Below are 14469 nucleotides of genomic sequence, written 5' to 3' on the forward strand. Positions count from 1 at the left end.
GTGCATCCCCAAGTTCTCGGCTCCGCTCGAACAGGGGAGACCCCACTTCTCGGCGTGCCGGCCCCAGACCCCTGTACTGGATGTACTGGGGTCTGGGGCCGGTGCGGCGAGAGTGCGTGCATGGCGTCGCCCGGCAGACGGGAATTTGACGACAGGGCCTAGTCGTGCACGATGCCCTCCTCCAGTTCCTGGCCGCGCAGCAGGAACCAGGCGGCGGCCGCCGTGGCCAGCAGGACGACGGCGCCGACGACCGAGGCGAGGTGCAGCCCGTCCACGAACGCGTCCTGGGCGGCGGAGACCATTTCGACGGCCTCGTGCGGCGGCAGCAGGTGGGAGGACTCCACGGCGCCGCCCAGCGATTCGTGCGCGGCGTCCGAGACCGCGGCCGGGGTGCCGGGCGGGGCGGTGAAGTTCTGGTAGGCGCCGGTCACGATGGAGCCGAGCAGCGCGATGCCGAGCGCCGCGCCCAGCTCGTACGCCGTCTCGGAGACCGCGGAGGCGGCGCCCGCGTGCTCCTTGGGGACGCTGGAGAGGATGACGTCGGACGTCACGGTGAACGCGAAGCCCGCGCCCACGCCGACGATCAGGAGCAGCGCGCCGATCAGCGGGTAGGCGGTGTCCCGGTGGACGGCGGCGACCGAGGCCAGCGCCAGGCCGATCGCGCCGAGCCCGCCGGCCACCACCACGCGCACGGTGAACCGCCGGGCGACCGTGCCCGCCAGCAGGCCGGCGGTGACCGCGCCCACGGCCGCGGGCAGTTCGGCGAGCCCGGCCTCCAGGGGGCCCCGGCCCTGGACCAGCTGGAGGAACTGGGAGAGGAAGAAGACCAGCCCGGACAGGCCGAGGATGGTCAGCAGGTCGGCCAGGACCGCCCCGGAGAAGCCCCGGTGATGGAAGAGCCGCATGTCCAGCAGCGGCGCGGGGAGCCGGAACTGACGGCGTACGAACCAGATCAGCGCCAGCAGCCCGGCGACGCCCACCAGGGCGGGGGGCCAGCTCGTGCCGTGCGCGGCCATCTCCTTGATGGCGTACACGACCCCGATCATGCCGACCAGCGAGAGGCCCACGCTCGGCAGGTCCCACGGCCCGGGCGCCGGGTTCTTCGACTCGGGGATCATCTTGACGCCGACCGCCACGAGCACCGCCATGACGGGCAGGTTGATCAGGAAGACCGAGCCCCACCAGAAGTGTTCGAGGAGGAAGCCGCCGACGACCGGCCCGACGGCGGCGCCGGCCGAGGCCATCGCGCCCCAGATGCCGATGGCCAGGCTGCGTTCGCGCGGGTCGTGGAAGAGGTTGCGGATCAGGGCCAGGGTGGACGGCATCAGGGTGGCGCCGGCGACACCGAGCAGGGCGCGCGCCACGATCATCATCTCGGGCGTGTGCGCGTAGGCGTTGAGCACCGAGACCGCGCCGAAGGCGGTGGCGCCGCAGAGCAGCAGCTTCTTGCGGCCGATGCGGTCGCCGAGGCTGCCCATGGAGACCAGGAGCCCGGCGATGACGAAGGAGTAGACGTCACCGATCCAGAGCAGCTGGGTGCCGGTCGGCTCCAGGTCCTCGCTGAGGAAGGGGGTCGCCAGGCCGAGCACGGTCGCGTCGACGGCCACCAGGAGCACGGCGAGGACGAGGACGGCCAGCGCGATCCACCGCCCGGGGCGGTACGGATCGACGGGGGGCTCCGGCTGCTCTTCGACGCTGCTCATTGCTCCACGCTCCGGCGTGCGCCGCCGAGCAGCAACTCGGCGATCATGTACGGGAAGTCCCGGGCGGCCACCCGGCCCGCCTGAACGGCCCACGCCCCGCTGCCGATGAGCCCGTACAGCGCCTCGGTCAGCCAGGCCGGGGTCAGGTCGATGCGGAATTCGCCGCGCTCCTGGCCGCGCCGGAAGAAGGCGGCGACGCGGGCGTCCAGCCGGTCCCAGCCGGCGTTCTGGTCACCGTCCTCCCAGAGCTGGTTCTCCGTCACGAGGAACGAGAGCAGTCCGGCGCCCGGCTCGACGGCGCGCACGAACCGGCGCAGCGCCTCCTCGCTCGTGCCCTCGTCCATCGCGGCGGCGTCGAGCGCGGCCTCGAACTCCTGGATGCCCAGCTCCTCCAGCGCCCTGACCAGGGCGTCCCGCCCGGCGAAGTGCCGGTGCAGGGTGGCGCGCCCGATGCCGGCCGCCTTGGCGACCTCGTCCATGGTGGCGGTGGATTTACGGGTCAGCAGGGCAGCGGCACTGCGCAGCACCTGCTCACGATCAAGAGTCATGGGACGACACTAACCCGAATGAGACGTCAATGTCTCATTCGGGTTAGTGTCGTATCGTCGGTGTCAGCTCCAGGGCAGCGAGGCGCGGTGCCGCCAGTACGCCTCCGGCTCCTCGACCAGGGCCTCCAGCCTGGTCCGCCGTTCCTCGTCGAGGACGGGGACGGCCGCGTGGAGGTTGCCGGCGAGCTGGGCGACGGTGGCCGCGCCGGAGAGCACGACGCCGGCCCAGGGCTGGTGGAGCACCAGGGCCAGGGCGACCGCGTCGCTCCCCAAGCCTTCCTCGTCCGCGATCTCCCGCACGACGGCGGGCGCCTGGTCGCCGGCGAGCCGGCCGTTGGCCATGCCCTCCTTGACGATGACGGTGAGCCCGGCCGTGTGCGCCTCGGCGAGCGCGGGGCCCGCCGAGGTCTCCAGCGCGTTGTAGGTGGCCTGGACCGTACGGAAGAGGGGGGCGCCGTCGACCGTGACGGCGAGGGCGGCGAGGATCGCCTCGGCCTGGGCGGGGCCGCTGGTGGAGATGCCGACGCTGACGCCCTGCGCGGCCAGCTCGGCGAGCCGGGCGTGCAGCTCCTTGTCGGCGAGCGCCGGGCTGTCCGGGGTCACCGAGTGGATCTGGTAGAGGTCGAGCCGGTCGCCGAGCAGCGCTGCGGTCTCGGCGCGCTGGCGTTCGAACGCGGCGAGGCCGTGGTCCTTGACCTCGTGCACCTCCGCGTCGAGGCCCCAGTCGGCGGTGTAGGTGTAGCCCCATTTGCTGCCGACGACGACATCGTCCGCCTCGGGGTGCGCGGCCAGCCAGCCGGCCAGGAACTCCTCGGCGCGCCCGTAGGAGCGGGCTGCGTCGAAATAGCGGACGCCCTGCGCGTAGGCGGCGTCGAGGAGTTCGTGCGTACGGTCGCGCAGGGCGTCGGGCGAGCGGTCGCCAGGCAGATCGCGGTCGCGGTGGAGGTTGATGTAGCCGGGCCGGCCGACGGCGGCCAGGCCGAGCCCGATGTGGGCGGTGGGGGTGGTCGCTTCGGACAGTCGGGCGAACGGCATCGCGGACTCCTCGTCGTCGGGCAGGACGCGGAGGGGTGTCCCGTAGTGCCCGGCGGATCAGCGCGCGGTGTCAGATGCGGTGCATCGCAAGGCGGAGGGACGCCCGAATACTGGGTGTATTCGGGCGTTCCGACAACGCGGCGAGGTGCCGTAGCCGGCGCCGCGCGCCCGCCGGGGACTACGGGACACCCCTCACCCTCAACGTAGCCCGCGATGCGTTTTCGACTACTTGTGCGCGTCCGCCCAGGCGTGCTGGACGGCGAGGTCGGCCTTGACTTCGGCCAGCTGGGTGGCGACGGCCGAGGGGGCCGTGCCACCGCGCCCGCTGCGGGAGGCGAGGGCGCCGGCCACGTTGAGGACGGTGCGGACCTCCGGGGTCAGGTGCTCGGAGATCTTCGCGAACTGCTCGTCCGTCAGCTCGTCCAGCTCGATGCCGTGGTGCTCGCACTCCTTGACGCACTCACCGGCGACCTCGTGGGCCACGCGGAACGGCACGCCCTTCTTGACCAGCCACTCCGCGATGTCGGTGGCGAGCGAGAAGCCGGCCGGGGCCAGCTCCTCCATGCGCTCCCGGTTGACGGTGAGCGTCGCCATCATGCCGGTGAAGGCGGGGAGCAGGACCTCCAGCTGGTCGCAGGAGTCGAAGACCGGCTCCTTGTCCTCCTGGAGGTCGCGGTTGTACGCGAGCGGCAGCGCCTTCAGCGTGGCCATCAGGCCCGTGAGGTTGCCGATGAGCCGGCCCGACTTGCCCCGGGCGAGCTCGGCGATGTCCGGGTTCTTCTTCTGCGGCATGATCGAGGAGCCGGTCGAGAAGGCGTCGTGCAGGGTGACGAAGGAGAACTCCTTCGTGTTCCAGATGATGACCTCCTCGGCGATCCGGGAGAGGTTGACGCCGATCATCGCGGTGACGAACGCGAACTCGGCGACGAAGTCCCGGGACGCCGTGCCGTCGATCGAGTTGCCCACCGAGCCCCGCTCGAAGCCGAGGTCGGCCGCGACCGCCTCCGGGTCGAGGCCCAGCGAGGACCCGGCCAGCGCGCCGGAGCCGTACGGCGAGACGGCGGTCCGCTCGTCCCACTGCCGCAGCCGCTCCGCGTCCCGGGACAGGGACTGGACGTGGGCCAGGACGTGGTGGGCGAAGAGCACCGGCTGAGCGTGCTGGAGGTGCGTACGGCCGGGCATGGCGACGTCCGGGTGCGCCTCGGCGAGGCCGACCAGGGCGTCCTGGAGGTCGGCGACCAGGGAGCCGATGACGCGGGCGTGGTCGCGCAGGTACATCCGGAAGAGCGTGGCGATCTGGTCGTTCCGGGACCGGCCGGCGCGGAGCTTGCCGCCGAGGTCGGGGCCCAGCCGCTCCAGCAGGCCGCGTTCCAGGGCGGTGTGGACGTCCTCGTCGGCGATGGTGCCGGTGAAGGAGCCGTCGGCCACGTCCGCTTCGAGCTGGTCGAGCCCGGCGATCATCCGGTTCAGCTCGTCCTCGGTGAGCAGACCGGCCTTGTTGAGGACGCGGGCGTGGGCACGGGAGCCGGCGATGTCGTACGGCGCGAGGCGCCAGTCGAAGTGGACGGACGCGGACAGCCGGGCCAGCGCCTCGGCCGGTCCGTCGGCGAAGCGGGCGCCCCAGAGACGTACGTCGCCGTTGCCGTTGCCGTTGCTCACTACGTGCTCCTCGGAAGTGCCACGATCAGTAATAGGCATAACTATGCAGTCGACTGCATGATTTGTCAAAGCAGGTGCCGGGCCTGCCGGGGGCCGGTACGGTCGGCGCCCGGAACACCTGGGGGGATCATGGACGAAGCCTGGACGACGGTGCGGCAGCTGGCCGGCGGCGTGCCGCTGCGCGAAGCGCTCGGCGGCCGGGACTCGGCGGAGTGCTGGGTGGCCCTCGACCTGGAGGTGCGGTACCCGCCCTGGCACGCCCCGGACGGCTGGGACGCGCCGCACCCGGCCCCGGACCCGGACGCCGAACCCGCGACCGCCCTCGCCCTGTGCCACCGCGACGGCCGCATCCGGGAAGCGGCGCTCGACCGGGTGGCCCGCTACCCCGGCCTGCTGCCCCTCCTCGTCGTGCGCTGCACGGACTGGGCGGCCCCGGTACGCGACCGCGCCCGGGCCCTGCTCGCCGAGGCACCCGCCGCCGGGCTCGTCGCGCAGGCGGAGCTGATCCTGCTCCTCGGCCGGCGCGGGCAGGGCGGGTTCGCCGTGGAGCTGCTGGGCCGGGTGCTGCACGAGGGCCCCGCCGAGGCCGTGCACCCGCTGCTGGCGAGCGCCGACCGGGCGACGCGCCGGTTCGCCCACCGCATCGCCGTCGGGCGCGGACTGCTGCCGCCGCACCGGCTGGCCCGCATCGCCGCGCGCTCGGGGGACGCCGTCATCCAGGACCTGTGCGCGGAGGCGGCCGTCGCCGCGGTGCGCGGGACCGGCCGCGACGACGGCGTCCTCGGCATCCTGCTGACGGGCCGCTCGGGCCGCGTCCGGGCCGCCGGAGTCACCGCGCTGCGGCGCGCCGGACGGTACGAGGAGGCGGGGGCCCATCTGACGGACCGTTCGGGCGTGGTGCGGGCCTGCGCCCGGTACGTGGTGCGCCAGGGCGGGACCGATCCGCTGCCGCTGTACCGGGCGCTGTGCACCCGCGAGGCCGTCGCGCCGGGCGCCGCCGCCGGGCTCGGCGAGTGCGGGGACCTGAAGGAGGACGCGGGCACGCTGTGGGCCCTGGTCCGCCACCCGGACCCGGCCGTGCGCGCCCAGGCGGTGAACGGGCTGCGGGCGCTGGACGCGGTGCGGCGGGAGGGGCTGACGCCGTTGCTGGACGACCCGTCGTCCGCCGTCGTCCGGGCGGCGACCCGGGCGCTGCTCCCCCACGCGGCCGAGTTCCCGGTGGAGTGGCTGCGCGAGCGCGACAGCCCGGAGTCGCGCCGGGCGGTGCGGGTGGGGGCGCAGCGGCTGCTGCGGGCGGCGGGCCGGCCCCGCGTCGGCTGACGGAACGTTTCGGGGGCGGCCGAACGGTGAGCGGCCTAGGTCCTGTCGGCCTAAAGTCCGTGGCATGCGAAGACTTATGACCACCGCCGCCGTCCTGCTCGCCCTCGGCGCCGTCGTCGGGGCCGGCCGGCCCCCGCTGGCCACCGCCCCGTTGCCGACCCGGATCGCCGACACGGGCGGCGGCACCCAGCTGATCACCGCCATGGCGGACGCCACCTCGTCCACCGTGGGCACCCTCACCTGGTGGGACCTGCGGGACGGGAAGTGGGTCGCCGCCGGGACCGCGGCCGCCCGGTTCGGCTCGAAGGGGCTCACCGAGGGCAGCACCCGCCGGCAGAGCACGTACACGACGCCGACGGGTCTCTACGACCTGCCGTACGCCTTCGGGGTCGAGGCCGCGCCCGCCGGCACGCGCTACTCGTACCGGCAGGCCACCACCAAGTCCTGGTGGTGCGAGGACAACGAGGCCGCCGCCTACAACCGCTGGGTGGAGCCGCTGCCCTCGGACTGCCGGGCATCGGAGTCCGAGCAGATCACCGCGTACCCCACGCAGTACGCCCGCGCGCTCGTCATCGGTTTCAACTACGACAAGCCGGTACGCGGCCGGGGCGCCGGGATCTTCCTGCACGTCAACGGGTCCGGCGCGACCGCCGGCTGCGTCTCCGTACCGGCGGACGCGATGGACCGCATCCTGGCCTGGGCCGACCCGGCCCGCAGCCCGCACATCGCGATCGGCACCGTCTCCGGCGCGACCGCGATCACCAACTACTGACGCCCTAACGCTCGTTCTGCGCGAGCCGCAGCAGATGGTCGGCGAGCGCCTGCCCGCCGGCCGGGTCGCGGCTGATCAGCATGAGCGTGTCGTCGCCCGCGATGGTGCCGAGGATGTCGTGCAGTTCGGCCTGGTCGATGGCCGAGGCGAGGAACTGCGCGGCGCCCGGCGGCGTACGCAGCACCACCAGGTTGGCCGAAGCCTCCGCCGAGATCAGCAGCTCGGCGGAGAGCCTGCGCATCCGCTCCTCCTTGGCGGAGCCGCCCAGCGGCGCCTGCGGGGTGCGGAAACCGCCCTCGCTCGGCACCGCGTAGATCAGCTCGCCGCCGGTGTTGCGGATCTTCACCGCGCCCAGCTCGTCCAGGTCCCGGGAGAGCGTCGCCTGAGTGACGCTCAGCCCGTCGTCGCTGAGGAGCTTGGCCAGCTGGCTCTGCGAGCGCACCGGCTGCCGGTTGAGGATGTCCACGATCCGGCGGTGGCGCGCCGTGCGGGTCTGCGGCACCGAAGGCCCGCCGAACTCGGATTCCTGCGCCTCGGTCATCGTCGTCGCCTCATTCTCCGGAGCGCTTCTCTCCGGATCGTCCGTCCCCGTATGCCGCGTCGAGGGCATCCGGCAGCGCCCGGAGGAACACGTCCACCTCCGCGTCGCCGATCGTCAGCGGCGGCATCAGCCGCAGGACGTCGGGCGCGGGCGCGTTCACCAGGAGACCGGCCCCCTGAGCCGCCTGTTGCACCTGGGGCGCAAGGGGCTCGGTGAGCACGATACCCAGCAGCAGCCCGGAGCCCCGGACATGGGAGACCAGGGGGTGCCCCAGCCCCTCCACGCCCTCCCGGATGCGCTCGCCGAGCCGCTTCACCTGGTCGAGGGCGCCGTCGGCGGCGAGGGTGTCCAGGACCGCGAGGCCGGCGGCGCAGGCGACCGGGTTGCCGCCGAACGTCGTGCCGTGGTGGCCGGGTGCGAGAAGGCCGGCCGCCGCGCCGAAGGCGACCGTGGCGCCGATCGGGAGGCCGCCGCCGAGCCCCTTGGCGAGGGTGACGACATCGGGCTCGACGCCCTGGTGGGCCTGGTACTCGAACCACGTACCGCACCGGCCGATGCCGGTCTGGACCTCGTCCAGGACGAGCAGGGTGCCGGTGGCCCGGGTGATCTCCCGGGCGGCCTCCAGATAGCCCTTCGGCGGGACGACGACGCCGTTCTCGCCCTGCATCGGCTCGATGATCACCAGCGCGGTGTCGGTGGTCACGGCGGACCGCAGCGCCGCCACGTCCCCGTACGGCACATGGGTGACATCGCCGGGCAGCGGGGTGAACGCCTCGCGCTTCCTGGGCTGGCCGGTGAGGGCGAGCGCGCCCATGGTCCGGCCGTGGAAGCCTCCGTCGGTGGCGACCATGTGGGTGCGCCCGGTCAGCCGGCCGATCTTGAACGCGGCCTCGTTGGCCTCGGCACCCGAGTTGCAGAAGTAGACCTTGCCGGTGCGGCCGAAGAGCGAGAGGAGCCGTTCGGCGAGCGCGACGGGCGGTTCGGCGATGTACAGGTTGGACACGTGCCCGAGGGTGGAGATCTGGGCGGTGACCGCCGCCACGACGGCCGGGTGGGCGTGGCCCAGGGCGTTGACCGCGATGCCGCCGACGAAGTCGAGGTACTCGGTGCCGTCCGCGTCCCACACACGGGCGCCCTCGCCGCGCACGAGGGACAGCTTCGGGGTGCCGTAGTTGTCCATCAGTGCGTGCTGCCAGCGCTGTGAAAGCTCGGCGTTGCTCATGACTCCCCCTGTGCGTCGGGCACGACCATCGTGCCGATTCCCTCGTCGGTGAAGATTTCCAGCAGGATCGAGTGCTGGACCCGGCCGTCGATGACACGGGCGGTCTCCACGCCGTTGCGTACGGCGTGCAGGCAGCCCTGCATCTTGGGCACCATGCCGCTGGACAGCTCGGGCAGCAGCTTCTCCAGCTCGGTGGCGGTGAGCCGGCTGATCACGTCGTCGCTGTTCGGCCAGTCCTCGTACAGGCCCTCGACGTCGGTGAGGACCATCAGCGTCTCGGCGTTCAGCGCGGCGGCGAGCGCGGCGGCCGCGGTGTCGGCGTTGACGTTGTAGACGTGGTTGTCGTCGGCGGACCGGGCGATGGAGGAGATGACCGGGATGCGGCCGTCGTCCAGCAGGGCCTGGATGGCGCCGGTGTCGATGGCGGTGATCTCGCCGACCCGGCCGATGTCGACCAGCTCGCCGTCGATGGTGGGCCGGTGCTGTATGGCGGTGATGGTGTGGGCGTCCTCGCCGGTCATGCCGACGGCGAGCGGCCCGTGCTGGTTGAGCAGGCCGACCAGCTCGCGCTGGACCTGTCCGGCGAGCACCATGCGGACGACGTCCATCGCCTCGGGCGTGGTGACGCGCAGACCCGCCTTGAACTCGCTGACCAGGCCCTGCTTGTCGAGCTGGGCGCTGATCTGGGGGCCGCCGCCGTGCACGACGACGGGCTTGAGACCGGCGTGGCGCAGGAAGACGACGTCCTGGGCGAAGGCCGCCTTCAGCTCCTCGTCGATCATGGCGTTGCCGCCGAACTTGATGACGACGGTCTTGCCGTTGTGCCGGGTCAGCCAGGGCAGCGCCTCGATGAGGATCTGCGCCTTCGGGAGTGCGGTGTGCTTCCGCGCCGTCGTCATGAGCTGTACGCGCTGTTCTCGTGGACGTAGTCCGCGGTGAGGTCGTTGGCCCAGATGACGGCGGACTCGGTGCCCGCGGCGAGGTCGGCGGTGATCCGGACCTCCCGGAAGCGCATGTCGACCAGGTCGCGGTCCTCGCCGACCGAGCCGCCGCGGCAGACCCAGACGTCGTTGATGGCGACGTTCAGCGCGTCCGGCTCGAAGACGGCCTTCGTGGTGCCGATGGCGGAGAGCACCCGGCCCCAGTTGGGGTCCTCGCCGTGGATGGCGCACTTGAGGAGGTTGTTACGGGCGATGGAGCGGCCCACCTCGACGGCGTCGTCCTCGGTCGCGGCGTTGACGACCTCGATCCGGATGTCCTTGGAGGCGCCCTCGGCGTCCCCGATGAGCTGCCGGGCCAGGTCGTCGCAGACGGTACGGACGGCCTCGGCGAACTCCTTCTGCTCCGGGGCGATCCCGCTGGCGCCGGAGGCGAGGAGCAGCACGGTGTCGTTGGTGGACATGCAGCCGTCGGAGTCGACCCGGTCGAAGGTGGTGCGGGTCGCGTCGCGCAGGGCGGCGTCCAGACCGGCGGCGTCCACGTCGGCGTCGGTGGTGAGCACGACGAGCATGGTGGCCAGGCCCGGGGCGAGCATTCCGGCGCCCTTGGCCATGCCGCCGACGGTCCAGCCCTGGCCGCCCGCGACGGCCGTCTTGTGCACGGTGTCGGTGGTCTTGATGGCGATGGCGGCCTTCTCGCCGCCGTGCTCGCTGAGGGCCGCCGCGGCCTTCTCGATGCCGGGGAGCAGCTTGTCCATGGGGAGCAGGATGCCGATGAGCCCGGTGGAGGCGACGGCGATCTCGCCCGCGCTGTGGCCGTCCAGTACCTCGGCGGCCTTCTCGGCGGTGGCGTGGGTGTCCTGGAAACCCTTGGGGCCCGTACAGGCGTTGGCGCCACCGGAGTTGAGGACGACGGCGGTGATCTCGCCGCCCTTGACGACCTGCTCCGACCAGAGGACGGGCGCGGCCTTGACGCGGTTGGAGGTGAAGACGCCCGCGGCGGCGCGGCGCGGACCGTTGTTGACCACGAGGGCCAGGTCCGGGTTGCCGTTCTCCTTGATTCCGGCGGCGATGCCCGCCGCCGAGAATCCTTGTGCTGCCGTGACGCTCACGGTGCGACTCCGATCGTGGAAAGACCTGTGTCCTCGGGCAGTCCGAGGGCCAGGTTCATGGACTGGACGGCCCCGCCCGCGGTGCCCTTGGCGAGGTTGTCGATGGCGCTGATCACGATGATCCGGCCGGCCGTCTCGTCGTACGCGACCTGGACCTGCACCGCGTTGGAGCCGTACACGGCGGCGGTGGCGGGCCACTGCCCCTCGGGCAGCAGGTCCACGAACGGCTCGTCCGCGTACGCCTTCTGGTAGGCGGCGCGTACGCTCTCGGCGCTCGTCCCGGGCTTCGCCTTCGCGCTGCACGTGGCGAGGATGCCGCGCGGCATGGGCGCGAGGGTCGGCGTGAACGAGACGGTGACCGGCTCACCGGCGGCGGCGCTGAGGTTCTGGATCATCTCCGGCGTGTGGCGGTGGACGCCGCCGACGCCGTACGGGGACATGTTGCCCATCACCTCGGAGCCGAGCAGGTGCGGCTTGGCCGCCTTGCCGGCGCCGGAGGTCCCGGAAGCGGCGACGATCACGGCCTCGGGCTCGGCGAGCTGTGCCGCGTACGCCGGGTAGAGCGCGAGCGACACGGCGGTCGGGTAGCAGCCGGGCACCGCGATCCGCTTGGTGCCGGCGAGGGCGGCGCGGCCGCCGGGCAGCTCGGGCAGGCCGTAGGGCCAGGTGCCGGCGTGCGGCGAGCCGTAGAATTTCTCCCAGTCGCCGGCGTCCCGGAGGCGGAAGTCGGCGCCCATGTCGACCACCAGGACGTCGTCGCCGAGCTGTTCGGCCACGGCGGCGGACTGGCCGTGCGGCAGGGCCAGGAAGACGACGTCGTGCCCGGCGAGCACGTCGGCGGTGGTGGGCTGGAGGATGCGGCCGGCCAGGGGGCGCAGGTGCGGTTGGAGCGCGCCGAGGGGCTGGCCCGCGTTGGAGTTGGCGGTGAGTGCGCCGATCTCCACCCCGGGGTGGGCGAGCAGCAGGCGGAGCAGTTCCCCGCCCGCGTATCCGCTCGCTCCTGCCACTGCTGCGCGTACCGCCATCGAAAACCTCCTAGTCGATGGCATGACTATACGCAGTGATGCACTTTTATGCAAAGAATTCCGCTGGAGGGGTGCCGGACGCGCCTCTAGGGTGACTCCATGGCAACGATCAAGCATTTCCAGGTGACCTTCGACTGTGCCGACCCCGAGCGCGTGGGGCGGTTCTGGTGCGAGGTGCTGGGTTATGTCGCGCCGGAGCCGCCGGAGGGCTTCGGCTCCTGGGACGCGTACAACGCATCGCTGCCGGCCGAGGAGCGGAACACCTGGTTCGCGGCCTCCGACCCCACCGGGGCCGGTCCGCGCATGTACTTCCAGAAGGTCCCCGAGGGCAAGGCCGCCAAGAACCGGGTGCACCTCGACGTCCGGGTGGGCGTCGGGCTCAAGGGCGAGGAGCGGCTTGCCGTGCTTGAGGCCGAGTGCGCGCGGCTCCTCCCGCTCGGCGCGGTGCGCGGGCGGCTGCTGCCGGCCGACGAGGAGAACGAGTCCTGCCTCAACATGCGGGATGTCGAGGGCAACGAGTTCTGCCTCGACTGATGGACCGGCTGCACCGCGTCGCCGTCCTCGTGCTCGACGGGGCGAAGCCGCTCGACGTGGGCATCCCGGCCCAGGTGTTCACGACCCGGGCGAGCATGCCGTACGAGGTACGGGTGTGCGGGGCGGCCCCGGGGCCGGTGACCGGGGGCGACGGTCTCGCGTACCACGTGACGCACGGGCTCGAAGCGCTGGCCTGGGCGGACATCGTCTTCGTACCGGGGTACCGGCAGCCGGACCGGGAGGACCCGCCCCGGGCCGTGATCGACGCCCTGGTCGCCGCGCACGAGCGCGGGGCGCGGCTCGCCGCCATCTCGACCGGGGCGTTCGCGCTCGCCGCGACCGGTCTGCTCGACGGCCGCCGGGCCACCACGCACTGGCACTACACGCGGGCGCTCGCCGCGAAGTACCCGCTGGTCCGGGTGGACGAGAACGTGCTGTTCGTGGACGAGGGCAGCGTCCTCACCTCGGCGGGCGCCGCGTCCGGGATCGACCTGTGCCTGCACGTCCTGCGGGGCGATCTGGGCATCGCCGCTTCCAATCACGCGGCCCGCCGGCTCGTCGCCGCCCCGTACCGCAGCGGCGGGCAGGCGCAGTACGTGCCGCGCAGCGTCCCGGAGCCGCTGGGCGAGCGGTTCGCGGCGACCCGGGAATGGGCGCTGCACCGGCTCGGCGAACCCCTCACGCTCGACGCGCTGGCCCGGCACGCGGCGGTGTCGCCCCGCACGTTCTCGCGGCGGTTCGCCGAGGACACCGGGTACACCCCGATGCAGTGGGTGATGCGGGCCCGCATCGACCTGGCCCGCGAACTCCTCGAACGCTCGGAGCGGGCCGTCGAGCAGATCGCCGCCGATGTGGGGCTCGGGACCGGCGCGAATCTGCGGCTGCACTTCCAGCGCATCCTGGGCACCACCCCGAGCGAGTACCGGCGCACCTTCGCCCGGGGCGAGTGAAAAGCCCCCGGGACGGCTGGCGTGATCCTTGCGGACCGTGGCGATCACGCCGCTGTCCGGGGCGTGCGGCGCGCGCGATCGTGGAGGGCGAAGAGAGAAGGGACATCTCACGTGACTCGCATCGCCATCAACGGATTCGGCCGCATCGGACGCAACGTGCTGCGCGCGCTGCTCGAACGCGACAGCGACCTCGACCTGGTCGCCGTCAACGACCTCTCGGAGCCCGCAACGCTCGCCCGGCTGCTGGCGTTCGACACCACCGCGGGCCGCCTCGGCCGCCCGGTCTCCGTGGACGGGGACACCCTCGTCGTGGACGGCCGCCGCATCAAGGTGCTCGCCGAGCGGGAGCCCGGGCGGCTGCCCTGGGCGGAGCTGGGCGTCGACATCGCCGTGGAGGCCACCGGCCGCTTCACCTCGGCGAAGGCCGCCCGCGCCCACCTCGACGCCGGCGCGAAGCGGGTGCTGGTCGCCGCGCCCTCGGACGGGGCGGACGTGACGCTCGCGTACGGCGTCAACAGCGAGGCGTACGACCCCGAGCTGCACACGATCGTGTCGAACGCCTCCTGCACCACCAACGCGCTCGCCCCGCTGGCCAAGGTGCTGGACGACCTCGCCGGCATCGAGCACGGCTTCATGACGACCGTGCACGCCTACACCCAGGAGCAGAACCTCCAGGACGGCCCGCACCGCGACGCCCGCCGCGCCCGCGCCGCCGGCGTCAACATCGTGCCGACCACGACCGGCGCCGCGAAGGCGATCGGGCTGGTGCTGCCCCGGTTGGACGGCAGGCTGTCGGGCGACTCCATCCGGGTGCCGGTCCCGGTCGGCTCGATCGTGGAGCTGAACACCACCGTGGCCCGGGACGTGACGCGCGATCAGGTGCTCGACGCGTACCGGACGGCCGCCGCCGGCCCGCTCGCGGGCGTACTCGAATACTCCGAGGACCCGCTCGTGTCGGCCGACATCACCGGCAATCCGGCGTCCTCCATCTTCGACTCGGAGCTGACCCGGGTCGACGGACGCCACATCAAGGTGTCCGCCTGGTACGACAACGAGTGGGGCTTCTCCAACCGGGTGATCGACACGCTCACCCTGCTGGCCGGACGCTAG

14 protein-coding genes are annotated in these 14469 nt (G+C 72.7%); 5 read left to right on the forward strand and 9 right to left on the reverse strand.

Annotated elements, in window-relative coordinates:
• Positions 1 to 158: 158 nt before the first annotated feature.
• The 4 genes from OG338_RS03605 to argH form a co-directional block, all read right to left on the reverse strand.
• Positions 159 to 1703, reverse strand: coding sequence for an MFS transporter (locus OG338_RS03605; RefSeq protein WP_405935924.1), 1545 nt, complete (start codon positions 1701 to 1703; stop codon positions 159 to 161).
• Positions 1700 to 2251 carry a TetR/AcrR family transcriptional regulator gene (locus tag OG338_RS03610; protein WP_405935925.1) on the reverse strand — a complete coding sequence of 184 codons (552 nt, stop codon included), beginning with the start codon at positions 2249 to 2251 and terminating at the stop codon, positions 1700 to 1702. Before OG338_RS03610 ends, OG338_RS03605 begins: the two co-directional genes overlap by 4 nt.
• A gap of 63 nt (positions 2252 to 2314) precedes the next feature.
• Positions 2315 to 3286 carry an aldo/keto reductase gene (locus OG338_RS03615; protein ID WP_405935926.1) on the reverse strand — a complete coding sequence of 324 codons (972 nt, stop codon included), beginning with the start codon at positions 3284 to 3286 and terminating at the stop codon, positions 2315 to 2317.
• Between the two features lie 225 nt (positions 3287 to 3511).
• Entirely contained in the window at positions 3512 to 4945 is a 1434-nt protein-coding gene (argH, locus tag OG338_RS03620) for an argininosuccinate lyase (protein WP_405935927.1), read from the reverse strand.
• 129 nt (positions 4946 to 5074) lie between these two features.
• Here argH and OG338_RS03625 point away from each other — a divergent pair, with 129 nt between their 5' ends.
• Both OG338_RS03625 and OG338_RS03630 read left to right on the forward strand, forming a co-directional pair.
• The gene (locus OG338_RS03625; RefSeq protein WP_405935928.1) at positions 5075 to 6265 is read left to right on the forward strand and encodes a hypothetical protein; all 1191 of its coding nucleotides are present in this window, start codon (positions 5075 to 5077) and stop codon (positions 6263 to 6265) included.
• Positions 6266 to 6329: 64 nt separating this feature from the next.
• Positions 6330 to 7037 (forward strand): L,D-transpeptidase family protein, encoded by a 708-nt coding sequence (locus OG338_RS03630; protein WP_405935929.1) that lies wholly within the window; start codon positions 6330 to 6332, stop codon positions 7035 to 7037.
• A 4-nt stretch (positions 7038 to 7041) separates the two neighbouring features.
• On the opposite strand, the gene OG338_RS03635 is transcribed toward OG338_RS03630, so the two are convergent.
• Genes OG338_RS03635 through argC form a run of 5 tightly spaced genes read right to left on the reverse strand, consistent with a single transcriptional unit; the run spans position 7042 to position 11875 of the window.
• Positions 7042 to 7578 (reverse strand): arginine repressor, encoded by a 537-nt coding sequence (locus OG338_RS03635; RefSeq protein ID WP_018103822.1) that lies wholly within the window; start codon positions 7576 to 7578, stop codon positions 7042 to 7044.
• Positions 7579 to 7588: 10 nt separating this feature from the next.
• Positions 7589 to 8800 carry an acetylornithine transaminase gene (locus tag OG338_RS03640; protein WP_405935930.1) on the reverse strand — a complete coding sequence of 404 codons (1212 nt, stop codon included), beginning with the start codon at positions 8798 to 8800 and terminating at the stop codon, positions 7589 to 7591.
• Positions 8797 to 9699 carry an acetylglutamate kinase gene (gene argB / locus OG338_RS03645; RefSeq protein ID WP_073967851.1) on the reverse strand — a complete coding sequence of 301 codons (903 nt, stop codon included), beginning with the start codon at positions 9697 to 9699 and terminating at the stop codon, positions 8797 to 8799. Before argB ends, OG338_RS03640 begins: the two co-directional genes overlap by 4 nt.
• Entirely contained in the window at positions 9696 to 10850 is a 1155-nt protein-coding gene (gene argJ, locus OG338_RS03650; RefSeq protein WP_405935931.1) for a bifunctional glutamate N-acetyltransferase/amino-acid acetyltransferase ArgJ, read from the reverse strand. Before argJ ends, argB begins: the two co-directional genes overlap by 4 nt.
• The gene (gene argC / locus OG338_RS03655; protein WP_405935932.1) at positions 10847 to 11875 is read right to left on the reverse strand and encodes an N-acetyl-gamma-glutamyl-phosphate reductase; all 1029 of its coding nucleotides are present in this window, start codon (positions 11873 to 11875) and stop codon (positions 10847 to 10849) included. The genes argJ and argC overlap by 4 nt, the downstream gene beginning before the upstream one ends.
• Positions 11876 to 11974: 99 nt before the next feature.
• On the opposite strand from argC, the gene OG338_RS03660 reads away from it, so the two are divergent.
• The 3 genes from OG338_RS03660 (at position 11975) to gap (ending at position 14469) form a co-directional block, all read left to right on the forward strand.
• Complete coding sequence (locus OG338_RS03660) at positions 11975 to 12409, forward strand: VOC family protein (RefSeq protein ID WP_405935933.1); 435 nt, start codon at positions 11975 to 11977, stop codon at positions 12407 to 12409.
• Positions 12409 to 13359 (forward strand): GlxA family transcriptional regulator, encoded by a 951-nt coding sequence (locus OG338_RS03665; RefSeq protein WP_405935934.1) that lies wholly within the window; start codon positions 12409 to 12411, stop codon positions 13357 to 13359. The genes OG338_RS03660 and OG338_RS03665 overlap by 1 nt, the downstream gene beginning before the upstream one ends.
• Before the next feature lie 111 nt (positions 13360 to 13470).
• Positions 13471 to 14469 (forward strand): type I glyceraldehyde-3-phosphate dehydrogenase, encoded by a 999-nt coding sequence (gene gap / locus OG338_RS03670; protein WP_405935935.1) that lies wholly within the window; start codon positions 13471 to 13473, stop codon positions 14467 to 14469.

The organism is Streptomyces sp. NBC_00726, assembly GCF_045161735.1.
Taxonomy (GTDB): domain Bacteria; phylum Actinomycetota; class Actinomycetes; order Streptomycetales; family Streptomycetaceae; genus Streptomyces.